This window comes from Glutamicibacter sp. NPDC087673, assembly GCF_044743255.1.
In the GTDB taxonomy this organism is placed as follows: Bacteria; Actinomycetota; Actinomycetes; order Actinomycetales; family Micrococcaceae; genus Glutamicibacter.
The window spans coordinates 457,448-474,873 of record NZ_JBIUWB010000003.1 but is presented as its reverse complement, the minus strand read 5'-3'; the positions used below and the strand labels follow the sequence as shown (position 1 = coordinate 474,873).

Sequence of the window (17,426 nt, the reverse complement as noted above, 5' to 3'; positions counted from 1 at the left end):
CTACTAAAGGCTGCTGCCGGTTATTGATCGGCAAGTATTATCAGTTGAGCTGTCGCTCTGGTCATGGCCACGTATCTGCGCACGGCTCCGCTTAATCCGGTGCCGAAGGAGCGTGGCTGGCAGACGAGCACCAGATCGAATTCCAGGCCCTTGGCGTTCTCTGGCGAAAGAAAGCGGACCCTGCCAGAGTTGTGGAAGCCAGAGGCCCCGATAACTGCCGCCGTGCCCTCGGCATTTTCGCCTAGCCAATCATCGAGTATTAATTCCAGTTCGGTCAGGCGGGCATAACGCACCGGTGCACCATCCGTGCGCAATGATCGCGGCACGTTCGCCTCGGGCATCTGTGCCTGGATCTGTTCTGCGGCTGCTTCCATGATCTGTGCCGTGCTGCGGTAGTTGACCCGCAAGCGGGATACGGAGATGCCGCGAATGCCAATCCTGGCCAAACGCTGTTCCCATGTCGTGTTGAAGCCGTGAACGGCCTGGGCCCTATCGCCCACAATCGTCAGGCTCCCTGATGGGCAACGGCGTTGGATCATTGCCCATTGCGCATCGGTCAGGTCCTGGGCTTCATCGATGATGACATGCGAAAAGGGTCCGTCGTAATTGAGCGAGGCCAAATTGTTCTCCGGAGCTCCGGCGAGAAGCTGCTCCTGGAGATCGTGGTGGATGAGCTGGGATGCCAGATCCTCGTTGTCGTCAACCGAGTCCATCAGATCATCAACGACGTTTTTCCATCGAGTACGCTCGGCGTGCACTCTGAACTGTTCATCACGACGTTTCGCTTCGCTGTGCGGGTCGCCAATGAGAAAGCGCGCAAGGTCAATCAGCGGAATATCCGACGTGGTCCATCGGCCAGAAGCCGAACTTGCCAGTAGCTTTTCGATCTCTTCGTTGCCAAGGTCTCTGCCGCTGTAGCGGAGCAGCTCCGGGGTTGAATAGAGCGCCCGCAGCAGCTTGCATGGATCCAGGACAGGCCAGTGCTCATCGAGCAACCCATTCAGTGCTGGATTTCTCTCCCACTCCGAGCGCGGCAGTGGCTTCGTGTCTTCGCCAATGAGGGCTTGGGGGAGCAATTGATCAATGAGGGCATCACGCAATTCGATGCGTGCTTCATTGTGCGGCGTTGCTTCGCCAATCATGGTGACCGCAGTGCGCCACAGCTGCGTTGTCAGAGTGGCTTGAGCTTCCCCAAAGTCGATTTGAAGGTCAGCCGAGGGGGCTCTTCAAAGACCTGCACGGCCCTCTTGACTGCATCCAGCATTGCCAGGCTGGATTTAATGCGGTGGACTCCGTGATCCGGTTCCGAGGGCAAATCATCGCCAATCGAAACTATGTTCGAAAGTGTTGAAATGAGCACCTCGTCCTCGCCGAGATTCGGAAGAATGTCAGCGACATAGGAGCTATAGGCCTCGTGCGGGCTTACCACCAAAACCTTGCCACCCTGGCGTTGAAGCCGTGGGTCCGCATGCAGCAAATAGGCGGCTCGATGCAGGGCGACCACCGTCTTGCCGGTACCCGGCCCTCCGTCAACTACCAGCGCGCCTTGCGAGCTTCTCCGGATGATCGCGTCCTGGTCCGACTGGATGGTTGCGAGCACGTCCTGCATTTTTGGTGAACGCTTGCTGCCAAGGGAAGCGAGAAATGAAGAGTGGTCATCCAGGCGGGCATGGGAAGCCAGCTGGGAGGAATCAAACACTTCATCCCATTAGTCGCAGATGCGTTGCCGGCGCCAACGGTAGCGGCGTCTCATGGCCAACCCATGGTCCTTCTCATGGGTAGCGGCGAAGAATGGTTCTGCTGCAGGGGCTCGCCAATCAAGCAGCAGTTGCTTGCCCTGGTCGTCGCTCAAGCCACTGCGGCCAATGTAGAGGCGCTCGCCGGTCCCGGCTGTTTCCATGAAGCCCAAGCAGGCGTAGGGACCCATGCGGTCCAGCTGGCGCAGCCGCTGGGCTAATTCGCTGAGTTCAACATCCCGTTCAAGGGATTGCTGCAGCACGCCGGCCTGGTCTTGTCCTCGTCGGGCGATGCGCTCCAAAATTTCGGATCGAAGCTGCCCAACCCGGTTGGCAATTTCGCAGAGCCGTTGCTGGTCCTCGCCAATCTCGGCCGAGTTCTCCGGTACTGGACTGTGTTCGATGGCATCGAAATAGCTGGTGTTTGCGATTTTGGCAGGCACGCGGGCTCCTTGGTCTAGCTAGTTCTCGTGGGGAAGATATTGATTATGGACCCTCTGCGGGGCCTTGCGGCAAGGCCCCCTGGGCGCGCTATCCTGAAAATGCAGGGAATGGCGTTTTCGGTTTTCCAGCTGCGTACTGTGAGCCTGCGCTCACTTGCATTTCGAAGGCTGCCGGGAATTTTCAGCTGGGGCATCACGCGGTAGGATATAAGGACTGCGACTTTGATCCGGCTATCACCGGTGAGTCTTCGGAAGAACCGCGAGCATCATGAACGCCAAGTAGAACCGAACGGGACCAGCCCGTCACAGCTGAAGATAAGCGATTCCCCATCATTGCGGCGGGGGATAAGCGGGGTGGTACCGCGGCATTCGTGCCGTCCTCGTAGGCAAGGATTTATCGACCCTACGCTTGAAGGACGGCCCATTCGATGAGCTTCTACCCGAAGGTCACTACAGACCCAACCGGTTCGACCCCGGCTTCACCGCGATTCCCAGATCTTGAGAAGCGCGTCCTCGAATACTGGAAGAACGACGACACTTTCCAGGCCTCCATTGACCAGCGCGAGGGCGAAGAATTCGTCTTCTACGATGGCCCTCCCTTCGCTAACGGCCTGCCGCACTACGGCCACCTGCTCACCGGCTACGTCAAGGACCTGGTAGCGCGCTACCAGACCCAGCGCGGCAAGCGCGTGGAGCGCCGCTTCGGCTGGGACACCCACGGCCTGCCAGCCGAGCTGGAAGCCATGAAGCAGCTGGGCATGACCGACAAGAAGCAGATCGAAGCCATGGGCATCGACAAGTTCAACGACGCCTGCCGCACCTCGGTGATGAAGTATGCCGATGAGTGGAAGCAGTACGTGAACCGCCAGGCTCGCTGGGTCGACTTCGAAAACGACTACAAGACCCTGAACGTCGAGTTCATGGAATCGGTCATCTGGGCTTTCAAGCAGCTTTCGGACAAGGATCTGACCTACAAGGGCTTCCGCGTGCTTCCGTACTGCTGGAAGGACGAGACCCCGCTGTCCAACCACGAGCTGCGCATGGACGACGACGTCTACAAGAACCGCCAGGACCAGACCGTCACCGTGGGCTTCACCATCCTTGCCGGTGAAACCGAAGCCTCCAAGGCACTTGCCGGCGTGCAGGCCCTGGCGTGGACCACCACCCCGTGGACCCTGCCAACCAACGCCGCACTGGCCGTGCACCCGGCGATCGACTACGTCGTGGTTCCTGCAGGCGAGGCCGGCGTGAAGGCTTCGGCCGCCGCCGGGCCATTCCTGCTGGCCCGCGACCTGCTGGGCTCCTACGCCAAGGACCTGGGCTACAAGGATGCCAAGGAAGCCGCTGCGGCCATCACCTCCAGCTACACCGGTGAGCAGCTTGCCGGCGTGCGCTACCAGCCGCTGTGGGACACGTACACCGACACCGAGAAGTACGGCACCGAAAACGCCTGGCAGATTCTCACCGCCGACTACGTCACCGTGGCCGACGGCACCGGCATCGTGCACCAGGCTCCGGCCTACGGCGAGGATGACCAGAAGGTCTGCGAAGAGCACGGCATCCCGGTGATCCTCTCGGTAGACGAGGGCGCCAAGTTCCTGCCGGTCTTCGGCAACGGCCCGCTGGCCGAGATCGCCGGCGTGCAGGTCTTCGACGCCAACAAGACCATCACCAATGTGCTCAAGGACGAGGCCAAGCTGGTCAAGCAGGCCTCCTACGAGCACTCCTACCCGCATTGCTGGCGCTGCCGCACCCCGCTGATCTACCGCGCGATCTCCTCGTGGTACGTCGAGGTCTCCAAGTTCAAGGACCGCATGGTCGAGCTGAACGAGCAGATCAACTGGATCCCGGGCAACGTCAAGCACGGCCAGTTCGGCAAGTGGCTGGAAAACGCCCGCGACTGGTCCATCTCGCGCAACCGCTACTGGGGTTCGCCGATCCCGGTGTGGGAATGCACCGGTGCCGAATGCGAGCACCGCGAAGTCTTCGGCTCGCTGCAGGAAATGCAGGACTTCTTCGGCCGCATGCCGGTCAACCACGAAGGCCTGCCTGACCTGCACCGCCCATTCATCGACGAGCTGACCAAGGCCCATGAGGGCTGCGCCGAATCCGGCACCCTCAAGCGCGTGGAAGACGTGCTCGATGTCTGGTTCGACTCCGGCTCGATGCCGTACGCCCAGGTGCACTACCCGTTCAACAACCAGGAATGGTTCGATTCCGGCCACCACCCGGCGGACTTCATCGTGGAGTACATCGGACAGACCCGCGGCTGGTTCTACACCATGCACGTGCTCTCCACCGCGCTCTTCGACCGCCCGGCCTACACCAACGTGATCTCCCACGGCATCGTGCTGGGCTCGGACGGGCAGAAGATGTCCAAGTCCCTGCGTAACTACCCGGATGTCACCGAGGTCCTGGACCGCGACGGCTCCGATGCCATGCGCTGGTTCCTGATGGCCTCGCCGATCCTGCGCGGCGGCAACCTGGTCGTGACCGAACAGGGCATCCGCGATGGCGTGCGCCAGGTGCTGCTGCCGCTGTGGAACGTCTGGCACTTCTTCAACCTCTACACCAACTCCGCCAACAACGGGGCCGGCTACGAGGCCAAGCGCTCGATGGACTCCACCGACCCGCTGGACCAGTACATGCTGGCCGCCACGGGCCAGCTGGTGCGCGAAGTCACCGAGGCACTGGATTCCTACGAGGTCTCCGATGCTACCGAGGCCGTGCGCCAGTACATGGACACCCTGACCAACTGGTACGTGCGCCGTAGCCGCCAGCGTTTCTTCGATGAAGACACCCAGGCCTTCGACACCCTGTACACCGCGCTGGAAACCCTGGTGAAGGTCACCGCTTCGCTGCTGCCGCTGGCCAGCGAAGAGATCTTCCGCGGGCTGACCGGCGAACGTTCGGTGCACCTGGAGGACTGGCCAGAAGCCAGCGAATTCCCAACCGACGCCGCGTTGCTGGAAACCATGGAAACCACCCGCAAGATCTGCTCCGTGGGCTCCTCGCTGCGCAAGGCCAAGAACCTGCGCGTGCGCCTGCCGCTGGCCGAGCTGAAGGTTGTGCTCACCGGCGCTGCCCGCCTGGAAGGCACCTACGCGTCGATCATCAAGGACGAGCTGAACCTGAAGGCCGTCACCTTGATCGATGCCGAAGGCGTCGACGCCGCCAGCTACGGCATCAGCCAGCAGCTGGTAGTGAACGCCCGTGCGGCCGGTCCGCGCCTGGGCAAGAACGTGCAGCAGGCGATCAAGGGCGCCAAGTCCGGGGACTGGTCGGTCACCGACGGGGTGGTCACCGCGGGAGGACTGGAACTGGCCGAGGGCGAGTACACCCTGGACACCGTGGTGGATGCAGCAGGCGAAATTGCCGCGGCAGTCATCGACGGCGGCTTCCTGGTGCTGGATACCGAGGTCACCGAGGCACTGGCTGCCGAGGGCACCGCACGCGACATGATTCGCTCCATCCAGTCCGCCCGCAAGGACGCGGACCTGCAGGTATCGGATCGCATCCACACCGTGGTCACCGCCAACACGGCCGCCATCGCGGCACTGGAAGCGAACCGCGAGCTGGTGGCAGGTGAAACCCTGACCGCGCAGCTGGAACTTGTCGCCGATGATTCGGTAGATGGCGAGCAGGTCACCGTGGCCAAGCTGGATTCTGGCAAAGTCGAGGCCAACTAGTGAGCGAATTGGACCGCGTCTACGCGCAACTGCTCTCCCGTGCGCCGGAAAACAAGATGGAACCGCGCATGGATCCGATGTTCCGCGCGATGGAGATCCTCGGCGAGCCGAACAAGGCTTGCCCGGTCATCCACATCACCGGCACCAACGGCAAGACCTCGACCGCACGCATGATCGAGTCGCTCTTGATGGCGCACGACTTGCGCACCGGCCGCTACTCCTCGCCGCACCTGATCTCGGTCACCGAGCGCATCGCCATTGACGGTGCCCCGGTAGACGACGGGACCTTCGTGCGCGTGTGGGATGAAATCAGCCCGTTCCTTCAGATCGTGGACACCGAGCTCGTCGAGCGCGGCGAAAACAAGCTGACCTACTTCGAAGCTGTCACCATCCTGGCCTTCGCGGTTTTCGCCGAGGTTCCGGTGGATGTCGTGGTGCTCGAAGTCGGCCTGGGCGGCATCACCGACGCCACCAACGTGGCAGATGCCGACGTTTCGGTGATCACCCCGATCTCCTTGGACCACACCGATCTGCTGGGGGATACCCCGGGCGAGATTGCCGAAGAAAAGGTCGGCATCCTCAAGCCCGGCGGCTACCTGGTCTCTTCGGTGCAACCGGTGGATGCCGCCGACGTGCTGCTGGCTCGCGCCCGCGAGCTTGAGGTGCCGGCAGCTTTCGACAGCCTGGACTTCAAGCTCCTGGAACGCCAGCATGGCGTGGGTGGGCAGCTGCTGTCCATCCAGGGCCAAGCGGCGCGCTACGACGAGATCTTCCTGCCATTGTTCGGTGCCCACCAGGCGCAGAACGCCACCGTGGCCTTGGCTGCGGTGGAGGCCTTCCTGGGCGGCGGCCAGCGCGAGCTGAATGCCGATCTGGTCCGCGACGGCTTCGCGGCCGCCACCAGCCCGGGCCGCCTGGAACTGGTCCGCGCGGCACCGAGCATCCTGGTGGATGCCGGCCACAACCCGGATGGCATACGCGTCACCGCAGAGGCGATCAAGGAATCCTTCGGCTTCACCCGCCTGGTGCTGATGGTTGGCATCTTGCAGGAGAAGGACGCCGAAGCAATGCTTTACACCATGCGCGAGCAGTACGGTGACATGGTTGAGGACATTTGCATCACCCAGTCGTCCTCGCCGCGGGCCATCCCGGCCGGCGAACTGTCCACCATGGCGATCGACGCTGGCTGGCCGGAAGAGGACATCCACGTCACCGAGGACCTGGAAGATGCCATCGAATGGTCGGTGGGCCGCGCCGAGGCAGGCAACGACTTGTCCGGCGGCGTGCTGGTGACCGGTTCGATTACGCTGGTGGGCGAGATTTCACTGTTGCTCAAGGGAGGCGAATCCTGATGGCTAAACTCACCCGTGCCCAGCGCGAGTGGCGTCCTGGGATGAAGAAGAAGCAGCGCTCCACGAAAATGATGTTCGCATCAACAGTGCTGGTCTGCGAGGCGCTGCTGGCGGTGTTCGTCACCCTCGCGGCCTTCGGGCTCAAGCGTGGCGGAGAACCGGTGGTCGTGCTCAGCCTCGGCGCTGCCGTGGCGCTGCTGTGCATCTTCAACTGCGCGCTGCTGGGCAAGAAGATCGGCTACATCATCGGCTGGATCCTGCAGGTAGTGTTCTTCCTGTGCGGCTTCATCCTGCCGGACATGTTCTACCTCGCAGCGGCCTTCGCCCTGTGCTGGTGGTATGCGCTGAACAAGGGCGGCGAAATCGACGCAGTGAACAAGCGCCGCGCCGCCGCCCAAGAAGCCTGGGAAAAAGCGAACCCCGAGCAAGCCTGAGAACCTAAGAAGTACATCAACGATACGAAGAGGTAGTCACATGACTGAACGTACCCTGATCCTGGTCAAGCCAGATGGCGTCAAGCGCGGTCTGACCGGACAGATCCTTGGCCGCATTGAAGCCAAGGGCTACACCATCGCCAAGCTGCAGCAGCTGGAAGCTACTCGCGAGCTGCTCGCCGAGCACTATGCAGAGCACGAAGGCAAGCCATTCTACGAACCGCTGGTTGAGTTCATGCTCTCCGGTCCGGTGGTGGCGATCGTGGCTGAAGGCCAGGGCGTTATCCCCGGCTTCCGTTCGCTGGCTGGCACCACCGACCCGACCACCGCGGCTCCAGGCACCATCCGCGGCGACTTCGGCCGCGACTGGGGCCTGAAGGTCCAGCAGAACCTGGTCCACGGTTCGGACTCCGTCGAGTCCGCCGAGCGCGAGATCGGCATCTGGTTCGGCAAGTAGATCGAAACGCGAAAATCCCGGCAGTTGGAAACTGCCGGGATTTTTCATGCCTGGAAGCGGGTCCTAGAACCAGTCATCCAAACTGTCCTGGGCGAGCATAGCTCCTTGCGGGCTAGCTGCCTGCTGCACCGAACTTCCGAGCGCCTGTGCGGTCGAGTCCAGCGGCAGCTGCTCTGCAGCGCCGATCCTGACCACCTGGTGGTGGTCGGTGATAGGGCCGACTATGTGCGAAAGATACTTATCTGCTCCGTCATTGCTGAATTCCAGCACGTGGATACCTCCCAGTCTTCAGTGCGCGTTAGCACATTGATTGCGGGCGAAGCGTGGCGCGGGTTTTCCCTGTTGGGGAAAACGAAGACATGCAGCAAAACTTCTCAAGGCGATTGCGCATCCCGCGTCGCTCCACTTCCATCACTTCAGTCACATTAAACACACAAACCACATCCACGGCAACGCGGGATCGGGTCCACCGGTCTTGTCCCCAGCGCGAAAACCCCGGGAAGCCGGGGCTGGATGAGGGCAGGAACTCTTTGAGAATTAATTGGAAATAATTCGATCAAGAGCATTTAAGTGGCAAAAGGAAGGGCGCCCCTGACGTGCAGGAGCGCCCCAGCCGCAACAGCTACTCGGAATCCTTGAGGGATTCCTGGTGCTGTTCCTTCGCTTCGAGTTTGTCGAAAGCTGCTTGCTCTTCGCTGATCTCGACTTCAGACTTGATGTCCTCGCTGGCTTCAGCCACCGCATCGGATTTGTCGCGCCCGGTCCATACCTTGATCACCGCCCATGAAGCGGCCACCAGTGGCACCGCCAGGACGGCGCCAACGATGCCCGCCAGGACGGTGCCTGCGGTCAGTGCCATCAGCACGACCAGTGCATGCAGGCTCAGGGCGTTGGCCATGACGACCGGCTGCAGGAAGTTGCCCTCCAGCTGGTTCACCAGGATCACGGCAGCCAGCACGATCAGCGCCACCACAGGTCCGTTGGTAACCAATGCAATCAGCGTGGCCAAGATGCCGGCAACGGTCGCACCTACCATCGGCACGAAGGAGCCGAGGAAGACGATGACGCCTAGCGGGATGGCCAGTGGAACCTGCACGATCAGCAGCGTCGCGGTGATGCCCAAAGCATCCACTGCGGCCACGGTGGCAGTACCGCGGATGTAGCCGCCGAAGGTGCGCAGCGCGCGGTCGCCGGAAAGAATCCACTTGTTGCGGTAGTGGCGTGGAGTCCACGACACGGCAAAGGCCCAGATCTTGTCGCCGTCCTTCAGGAAGAAGAACAGGATCACCAGCAGCAGGACCAAGCCGGTCACGAAGCTGCCTGCTGCGCTCAGCGTGTTCAAAGCGCCGGTGCCGAACTGGGAACTGGTCAAGAAGCCGGTTACCGTTTCGACAACATTATCGATCTGGCTCTGGTCGACGCTGAAAGGCATCGTGCCGATGAAGCCCTGAACCATGTCATTGAGCTGGTTGAAACCTTCAACAGCTTGGTCAACGAGCTTTGGCCATTCCTTGATGACCGAGAAGACCAGGCCGGTGCCAATGCCTCCGAGGACCAATAGGGATCCGAGGAAAACGATCCATGCTGCCAGCATCGGGGAAACAAACTTGCGCAGCTTGACCACCAGGGGCCACAACGCACAGGAAATGATGACTGCCAGCAACGTCGGGATCACGATCATGGTCAAGCGGAGCATGCCGATGATGAGGAATGTTGCCAGCGCGCCAACTACCAGCAGCTGGGCGCTTCGAATGCCTAGGCGTCCTAGCAAGTCGGTCCACAGGCTGGTGACCGTGAAATCTGGTTTGGCGTCCCTGGCCGGAACACGGTGGTGCTCGGCAGGTGTCGGCTTGTCGTCCTGAGGTTGCTTTTTCAACAACGCGGCGGGCCTGACCTTACGGAAAAAAGCCATAGTCGCTCCTTGTAGCTGGTTCTGATAGCTCTAACAATAGGCTAACGACTTGACAAGGTCCCAAGGCAACACCGAAATGCTGATTTTTTGGCGTTCGCACTGGCCACTAACCCGTTTTCGTGCCCGAAGGCTTTGATTCGTGCACCCACGGGCTGATTTCCCCGGCATTCCTGCGGCGGGAATGGCTCTGCGGCGACGGTGGCTGCAATGATGCCCGGCTTTTCGCAAATCCGTTCTTGAGGTGCAATGTCGCGGTATGCGCCGGTCCATTGTCATCGTGCGGCAGGTCACATAAGGTGAGGTGTGGCTGGTGCCATTTGGATTAGTCAATCGGAATGCACCACGGGCCATTCGAGCACTCGCACGGTACAAGGAGCAAAGCTTTGCCAGATCCCAGGAAATCATCATTGTCCAAGCGATCCATCGCGCTGGGTGCGGCGGTCTTCGCCGTCGTTGCGCCGCTGGGGTTAGCGGCGCCGGCCAACGCCGATGCCAATTTCCCGTCGCCTAACGGAGAAACAAATATTTCGAGCATTCTCAGCTACGAAGACACAGTCAAGGAATTGCAGAAGATCGAATCCAATTCCCGGTTCGACGTTGATGCGTTCACGCTCCAAGAGGCAGGAACGCAGGTCAGCGAGTCAGAACAGGGCAGGGATCTGTATGTGGCAACTGCGGGGCACGGCCCTGAGGACGTTTGGCTGCAGGGGCGCATCCACGGCAATGAGCCCTATGGAACCGACTCGCTCCTGACGCTGCTCAAGGAGCTTGGCGCCAACGGATCGGCAGACTACGACCTGCTCCGTGACAAGTACACCTTCCACTTCATCCCGATGTACAACCCCGACGGTTCGGAGGAGAATGTTCGGCAGACAATTTTGTGGGATCAGGAAACGAATGCTCCGCAGCTTGATGCCAAGGGCAACCGGCAAAGAGTCGACCTGAACCGCGATTGGACGCTGGAGGGCTTCGTTGCCAACGAATCGCTGGCGTATTACGAGTACTGGACAATGGTGGATCCCGCGTTCGGCGTCGATGTGCATCACCAGGGCCTGAAGAAGGAGTGGGGTACAGGCGATGACGTGACTTTGTCGCTCGGTATCTCCCTCGCGCCAGGTGGCCCGACCCTGCCTGGAATCGAGAATGGCGCTTATGACGTGCTTACTCGCCAGATGCAAGTGCATGTGTATGACGAGCTGTCGAAGTACGGCGCGTTCAACATCGACCGCTACCAGGTGGGCGACGGAATGGAAATCGACATCAAGGGCGGCGTCGTCTCTGCAATGATGCTGGGCTTGAACTACCGGGGGCTCAATGCCGACGGGCATCGGAACCCGGTGGTCTTCTTTGAAACCAGTGGAAATAGCAGTGACGGAAGCCTCGGGCAGAAGTCCCGCGGCAAGTTGATTCGCCAAAATGTTCTTGCGCTCAAGGAATTGCTGCTCGGAATGGCATCGGGCGAAGTCCAGCAAGAAGATCCAGAACGCTGGGAAGAAATCCCTCACCAGCCTCTAACGGGCTATCAGACCGATTATGCGGGTCTGGTCCAGAAGTGAACTGACGCAGCAGAGCTGGGGCCGCGCATTGCGCGGCCCCAGCTCTGTTGAGGTCTCGTTCTCTGCCTGTGCGGACTACCTGGCGTTGAAGTACTCCTTGGCCAGCAGGCCCATGATGATCTTGTCGTGGAACGACCCATCGTGGAATCCAGCCTGGCGCACTCGGCCCTCTTCGCGGAATCCTGCGCGGTTGAAGGTGCGCAGTGCGCGCTCGTTGTACGCCCAGGCGTTCAAGCCGATGCGGTTCAAGCCCATCTCGCGGAAGCCGTAGTCGATGATCATCTTGGTGGCCAAGGTGCCATAGCCTTGGCCCACATTTGAACCACCGATCATGATCATCAATTCGGCCGAACGGGCCGGCGCGTTGTAGTCGTACAAAGCGGTGTGCCCGATCAGCGTGTCATCGGGAAGCGTGATGGAAAGTCCCACGCCGTCGGTAGTGCCACGGTTGACGCTGCGCGATTTGAAGAGTTCTGCGGCTTCGGTGATCGGGTGGGGAAGTACCAGGTTGCCCTGCAGGGCCATGAATTCTGGGCTATTCCACCATTGGGTGAGGAACGCAAGATCTTCCTCTTGTAGTTCACGGAGCCGAAGGTGTTCGGAAATCAGCAGGTTGATTCCGTAGTCCTGGGCATTTTCTGTGTTCCATATGTCACTTGCCATGCTTCTAATCTACCGGGTCTAGCTGGGCAGTATCCGGAAGATCGTTGACGGCGAACCCTTCCCGGCCTTGCCGATGGCCGTTTTGACGCGGATCGAAGGCCGAAGCGGGATGTCTTGGCGCCGGTGGCGCGCCGGGGTGCAACAAGCAGCGGCACAAGGCCGGCCGACCTGGTTGGCGGCGGGGTGGGGGAGCGCCAGGAACAGCACTGCGGGGCCGCTACCGAAGTAGCGGCCCCGCAGGTGGGCATGGAAGCCGGGCTCTAGCCGAAGAAGGCGAGCGGGAAACGCAGGACGACCGATGCGGCAACGAGCGCCCAGATGACGGCGGTAATGATCCAGCTCCACTCGGCGAAGAACTTCTTCACGCCGACTCCAGCAGGAATCACGCCGGTAAGCACATTGCGTGCGGTCGTGAACACGAACAAGGGAATCGTCATGGCCCACACGACCATGCAGTAAGGGCACAGGGCGTTGATTTCATACAGGGCCTGGGACCAGAACCAGATCACCAAGCCCATAGCGGCGGTGATGCCCAGCTGGAAGCACAGCCAGAACCAGCGCTTCAGGTTTGTTGCGCCGGCCAGCAGGGCGAAGCCGATGGCGATAACAACAGCGAAGCAAACGATCCCGAAGAAGGGATTGGGGAATCCGAAAATTCCTGCCTGCTCGGATTTCATCACGGTGCCACAGGAGATCCAGGGATTGACGTCGCAACTGGTGATGTAGTCGGGGTTCTTGTACAACTCCAAGCGTTCCAGGACCAGGATTCCGGCGGCGAGCCAAGAGATCAATCCCGTAACGATGATGAACAGCCCGAAGCCGCGTTCCTTAGCCCACCAGGGCAACACGCCCGAGCCGTGGCTATTTTCTTGTAATGAAACCATGTTTTGACTATTCCATAAGTTCATAGGAAAGCGGGTTATTCCGCCAAGGCCTTTTTCATACTAGGAAGCATTTCTGTGCATCTGGTGAGAAGCAATGAACAAGGCGTGAACGAAATATGAGAGAATGGGAATGGTTGTTCGCGGATCCACAGTCTGCTTTCAACCCGACGACAGACTTTTGAAACAACAGATCGACAGGCGATGCATCGCTTCGGTTGAGTGCCCAATATGTGCGCCTCCCGGGGGAATACCGCGGATCGTAGGGCTGCAAAGGAAAGCAGCCGGTTTTCTTAGGCCACGTTGATCCGCAGGATTTGCGCCTGGTTCAGAAATTTGGACCAGCGTCGAACCCGCGGAAAATAGCGAGCTTTTGTGTCCGGACTACTGGAAGATAAGTAGGCCAAGCGACACGTGATGATTGTAGTTTCAGCAACGGCGCCGTCTGTGGAGGATGCCCGAGCGGGACATAGTAGGAGTACGCGAATTTAAATGAGCGCAGCAAATCAACGAAAGGGCGGAACGCAAGGTAATAAGCGGGGCAACCGTTCAACACGAGCCCGCCGTACCAGTGTTTCAACCACACCCGCGCGACCACTGCGTCGCGCCATGACCTTGGCCGAACTCAATGCCGCTGCCGGCGTCGAGGAAAGCCCATACCGCTGGCGGGCCACCCGCCGCACCCAGATCTCCACCCCTGATTCCACCAAGCGGGCCAGCCGCCAGGCCGAACGCCGGGCGCAGGCAGTGCGCAATACCGCGAATGACGAGGCCGTAGAGGTCGCCGCGGCCAAGCAGGAAGACGTCCAGGACAAGCAGGAAGACGTCCAGGAGCAGAGCGCTGAAATCGCTGCCCCGGCCGAGCAGGAAGTTGCACCGGTTGAGGAAGCGAACGACGTTGACCAGACCGGCATGCTGCTGGCCGAACACGGCAGCACCATGATCTTGAATCCTTTCGCCGTGCCGGAAACAGCTCAGGCTGTTCTGGCCCAGGCTGTTGCGAAGAAGCAGGAACCTGCTCGCCGCGCAGCTGCCGCAGATCCCGAGGCAGACGCCGATGCCGACGACGTGACTTCGCGCCGCCGCCGCCGCCGTCGCCGCGGGGAAGTGGATCTGGAACTTGAGGGCGGCTCGCAGGATGATCCGCCGAACACCGTTACCCGTGTGCGCGCCCCGCGTGGCAGTATCGAAAGCCACAGCTCGGTCAACGACAAGGTCGCTTCGGTGCGCGGTTCCACCCGATTGGAAGCCAAGCGCCAGCGCCGCCGCGAATCACGCGAAACCGGTCGCCGCCGCCAGGTGATCACCGAGGCCGAGTTCCTGGCCCGCCGCGAATCCGTCGAGCGCAAGATGATCGTGCGCCAGCGCGAGGACCGCATCCAGATCGGCGTACTGGAAGATGGAGTGCTTGCAGAGCACTTCGTCTCCAAGACCCAGCAGGATTCGCTGATCGGCAACGTGTACGTCGGCAAGGTGCAGAATGTGCTGCCATCCATGGAAGCTGCTTTCGTGGATATCGGTCGCGGCCGCAACGCCGTGCTGTACGCAGGCGAAGTGAACTGGGGCGTAGCGGCTCTCGAAGGCGCGCCGCGCCGTATCGAGAACGCCCTGAAGGCTGGCGACTCGGTCCTGGTGCAGGTCACCAAGGACCCGGTAGGCCATAAGGGCGCCCGGCTGACCAGCCAGATCTCCCTGCCCGGCCGCTACCTGGTCTACGTGCCAGGTGGTTCCATGACCGGCATCTCGCGCAAGCTCCCTGATGTCGAACGCCAGCGCCTGAAGAAGATCCTGAAGGACCACCTGCCGGAAAACGCGGGCGTCATCGTGCGCACCGCCGCCGAAGGCGCTTCCGAGGAAGAACTGACCAACGATATCAACCGGCTGCGTGCGCAGTGGGAAGGCATCGAAGAGCAGGCCAACTCCACCAAGACCCTGGCTCCGGAACTGCTGTACTCGGAACCCGATCTGACCATCAAGGTGGTCCGCGACGTCTTCAACGAGGACTTCACCAAGCTGATCGTCTCCGGTGACCACGCCTGGGACACCATCGAGGCCTACGTCATGTACGTGGCGCCGGATCTGATGGGCCGCCTGGAGAAGTGGGAAGCCGAAGAGGACATCTTCGCCAACTTCCGTGTGGACGAGCAGATCGCCAAGGCGCTGGACCGCAAGGTCTTCCTGCCTTCGGGTGGTTCGCTGGTCATCGACCGCACCGAAGCGATGACCGTCATCGACGTGAACACCGGCAAGTTCACCGGTTCGGGCGGCAACCTCGAAGAGACCGTGACCAAGAACAACCTGGAAGCGGCCGAAGAAGTGGTCCGCCAGCTGCGCCTGCGTGACATCGGCGGCATCATCGTCATCGACTTCATCGACATGGTCCTGGAATCCAACCGCGATCTGGTGCTGCGCCGCCTGGTGGAGTGCCTGGGCCGCGACCGGACCAAGCACCAGGTTGCTGAAGTGACCTCGCTGGGTCTGGTCCAGATGACGCGCAAGCGCATGGGCACCGGCCTGCTCGAAGTCTTCGGTGAAGAGTGCGAGCACTGTGCAGGTGCTGGCTTCATCACCCACGAAGAGCCAGTTGAATCGCGCAAGACCTTCAACTCGCAGGGCGAAGCGCACAGCAAGAAGTTCAATGACAAGCCAAGCCGCAACTCCCGCCGCCGTCGTGGCGGCGAGAAGGACGAGCAGAAGCCAGTTGAGAAGCAGGAGCCGGCAGCAGGGGAGAAGGACGAAGCCACGCGCAACGCCCTGGCCAGCATTGCCGCCGCTTCGCACCTGGATGCCGCTGCTGAAAAAGCAGTGAGCATCGAGGGCGAACAGATTCCTGTGGCCAAGTCCGCGGCGTCTGCGCAGGGCACCGAGGCCTCGGTTACCCTGGAAGCGCTGGAAGCAGCGTTGCCGGGCCAGGATGAGTCCAGCGACGAGCAGGACGGCAGCCGCAAGCCGCGCCGCCGTTCACGCTCCCGTGGACGCGGACGCAACCAGTCCGAGGAAAACGCTTCGGGCAACGAGGAAGCTCAGGCCAACCAGGAACAGCAGGCTGCTCCTGAACCTGTTGCCGCCTCGACGTCCCAGGAGCAGCCGCGCAAGCGCTCACGCCGTGCTTCGCGTCCGCAGGAAGCGGCACAGCAGGACCAGCCGGTGCTCACCGGCCTGGCCATGCCTGCTGCAAGCGCGCCTGCTGAGTCCAGCAGCCCCGCGGCTTCCGTCCCAGTTGCCGCCACCGCGGCAGCCCCACAGAATTCCACGAAGCCAAAGCGTCGCAGTCGTCGGGCCACCTCGGTCCAGGGCGATGCGACTGCAGAGGTTCTCGTGGCAGAGGTATCCGCCGCTACCGGTTCGGTAGTTCAGATGGATGCCTCCGGTTCGCAGAAAGATAAGCCAGCTGAGCCTGCCGGGCAACCGGTAATGCTCGGTGTGGGTGTTCCAGTACGCGAACTGAAATAGATGAACTTGATCACGCTTCCCTCGCTGGGGCAGTTTGTATTTGCTCCAGCGGTGTGGACTAGCGTAATCTAGTTGATCGGTGCTAAACGCCAAGATCACGGACTTTTGGTCCGCTCGGCGTCAAGGCACAAGCGCATGAGATCCCCGGGATCGCATCCACTTTGTGGGTGTTCGGGTCGATATCTGCGCCGGTAAGACAATAAACGTCGAGTAGAAGTGAGTACCCACGTGGTGTACGCAATTGTCCGCGCAGGCGGCCACCAGGAGAAGGTTTCCGTTGGAGACCTCATCACCGTTGACCGTCTTCAGGCTGCCCCAGGCAGCTCCATCGAGCTTCCAGCTTTGCTGTTGGTAGATGGCGAGAAGGTAACTTCCGCAGCTGCCGATCTGGCTAAGGTCACGGTCACCGCTGAGGTTGTAGAAAACCTTCGCGGCGAGAAGATCGTAATCCAGAAGTACAAGAACAAGACCGGTTACAAGAAGCGCCAGGGCTTCCGTGCCGCTCTGACCAAGGTCAAGGTCACCTCGATCGCCTAATTCAGGCAATCGTAGAATCCATTTTTGTAGCGAAAGAGGCTAAAAGGCATGGCACATAAGAAAGGTGCGAGTTCCACTCGCAACGGTCGCGATTCCAACGCACAGTACCTAGGCGTAAAGCGCTATGGTGGACAGGAAGTCAAGGCAGGCGAAATCATCGTTCGCCAGCGTGGCACCCACTTCCACCCAGGCGCCGGCGTAGGCCGTGGCAAGGATGACACCCTGTTCGCATTGGCTGCTGGCGCAGTCGAGTTCGGCACCCGTCGTGGTCGCCGCGTGGTGAACATTGTGGCTGCTGCCTAATTCAGGCAAC

15 protein-coding genes are annotated in these 17,426 nt (G+C 60.9%); 8 read left to right on the top strand and 7 right to left on the bottom strand.

What is annotated here, in order from left to right:
• Positions 1-20: 20 nt before the first annotated feature.
• Genes ACIOTL_RS09780 through ACIOTL_RS09770 form a run of 3 tightly spaced genes read right to left on the bottom strand, consistent with a single transcriptional unit; the run spans position 21 to position 2,179 of the window.
• The gene (locus ACIOTL_RS09780; RefSeq protein WP_400342441.1) at positions 21-1,142 is read right to left on the bottom strand and encodes a UvrD-helicase domain-containing protein; all 1,122 of its coding nucleotides are present in this window, start codon (positions 1,140-1,142) and stop codon (positions 21-23) included.
• A gap of 29 nt (positions 1,143-1,171) precedes the next feature.
• Entirely contained in the window at positions 1,172-1,699 is a 528-nt protein-coding gene (locus ACIOTL_RS09775; protein WP_332728608.1) for a hypothetical protein, read from the bottom strand.
• 9 nt (positions 1,700-1,708) lie between these two features.
• Positions 1,709-2,179, bottom strand: a complete 471-nt coding sequence (locus ACIOTL_RS09770; protein ID WP_388022200.1) for a hypothetical protein — start codon at positions 2,177-2,179, stop codon at positions 1,709-1,711.
• 428 nt (positions 2,180-2,607) lie between these two features.
• Between ACIOTL_RS09770 and ileS the strand changes: the two genes are divergently transcribed.
• The 4 genes from ileS to ndk are packed head-to-tail and all read left to right on the top strand — an operon-like array spanning position 2,608 to position 8,111.
• The gene (gene ileS / locus ACIOTL_RS09765) at positions 2,608-5,868 is read left to right on the top strand and encodes an isoleucine--tRNA ligase (RefSeq protein WP_400342440.1); all 3,261 of its coding nucleotides are present in this window, start codon (positions 2,608-2,610) and stop codon (positions 5,866-5,868) included.
• A gap of 56 nt (positions 5,869-5,924) precedes the next feature.
• The gene (locus tag ACIOTL_RS09760; RefSeq protein WP_388022955.1) at positions 5,925-7,220 is read left to right on the top strand and encodes a bifunctional folylpolyglutamate synthase/dihydrofolate synthase; all 1,296 of its coding nucleotides are present in this window, start codon (positions 5,925-5,927) and stop codon (positions 7,218-7,220) included.
• A complete protein-coding gene (locus tag ACIOTL_RS09755) occupies positions 7,220-7,654 on the top strand; it encodes a DUF4233 domain-containing protein (RefSeq protein ID WP_105658487.1) in 435 nt (144 codons plus the stop codon). Before ACIOTL_RS09760 ends, ACIOTL_RS09755 begins: the two co-directional genes overlap by 1 nt.
• Positions 7,655-7,694: 40 nt before the next feature.
• Positions 7,695-8,111 carry a nucleoside-diphosphate kinase gene (gene ndk, locus ACIOTL_RS09750; protein WP_105658488.1) on the top strand — a complete coding sequence of 139 codons (417 nt, stop codon included), beginning with the start codon at positions 7,695-7,697 and terminating at the stop codon, positions 8,109-8,111.
• A 63-nt stretch (positions 8,112-8,174) separates the two neighbouring features.
• Here the strand turns inward: ndk and ACIOTL_RS09745 are convergent, their stop codons facing one another.
• Both ACIOTL_RS09745 and ACIOTL_RS09740 read right to left on the bottom strand, forming a co-directional pair.
• Entirely contained in the window at positions 8,175-8,381 is a 207-nt protein-coding gene (locus ACIOTL_RS09745) for a hypothetical protein (RefSeq protein WP_105661425.1), read from the bottom strand.
• Between the two features lie 352 nt (positions 8,382-8,733).
• Positions 8,734-10,023: an AI-2E family transporter gene (locus ACIOTL_RS09740; RefSeq protein WP_105658490.1), complete on the bottom strand. Its 1,290-nt coding sequence runs from the start codon at positions 10,021-10,023 to the stop codon at positions 8,734-8,736.
• A 407-nt stretch (positions 10,024-10,430) separates the two neighbouring features.
• Here ACIOTL_RS09740 and ACIOTL_RS09735 point away from each other — a divergent pair, with 407 nt between their 5' ends.
• Positions 10,431-11,579 carry a M14 family zinc carboxypeptidase gene (locus ACIOTL_RS09735; RefSeq protein ID WP_400342439.1) on the top strand — a complete coding sequence of 383 codons (1,149 nt, stop codon included), beginning with the start codon at positions 10,431-10,433 and terminating at the stop codon, positions 11,577-11,579.
• Positions 11,580-11,654: 75 nt separating this feature from the next.
• Here the strand turns inward: ACIOTL_RS09735 and ACIOTL_RS09730 are convergent, their stop codons facing one another.
• Entirely contained in the window at positions 11,655-12,242 is a 588-nt protein-coding gene (locus ACIOTL_RS09730) for a GNAT family N-acetyltransferase (protein ID WP_105658492.1), read from the bottom strand.
• A gap of 260 nt (positions 12,243-12,502) precedes the next feature.
• Positions 12,503-13,126 (bottom strand): vitamin K epoxide reductase family protein, encoded by a 624-nt coding sequence (locus ACIOTL_RS09725; RefSeq protein WP_400342438.1) that lies wholly within the window; start codon positions 13,124-13,126, stop codon positions 12,503-12,505.
• A gap of 606 nt (positions 13,127-13,732) precedes the next feature.
• Between ACIOTL_RS09725 and ACIOTL_RS09720 the strand changes: the two genes are divergently transcribed.
• From ACIOTL_RS09720 to rpmA, 3 genes are all read left to right on the top strand, one after another.
• Positions 13,733-16,576, top strand: coding sequence for an Rne/Rng family ribonuclease (locus tag ACIOTL_RS09720; protein WP_400342487.1), 2,844 nt, complete (start codon positions 13,733-13,735; stop codon positions 16,574-16,576).
• A gap of 228 nt (positions 16,577-16,804) precedes the next feature.
• Positions 16,805-17,113, top strand: a complete 309-nt coding sequence (rplU, locus tag ACIOTL_RS09715; protein WP_013349163.1) for a 50S ribosomal protein L21 — start codon at positions 16,805-16,807, stop codon at positions 17,111-17,113.
• A 48-nt stretch (positions 17,114-17,161) separates the two neighbouring features.
• Positions 17,162-17,416: a 50S ribosomal protein L27 gene (rpmA, locus tag ACIOTL_RS09710; protein ID WP_013349162.1), complete on the top strand. Its 255-nt coding sequence runs from the start codon at positions 17,162-17,164 to the stop codon at positions 17,414-17,416.
• The last annotated feature ends 10 nt before the right edge of the window (positions 17,417-17,426 follow it).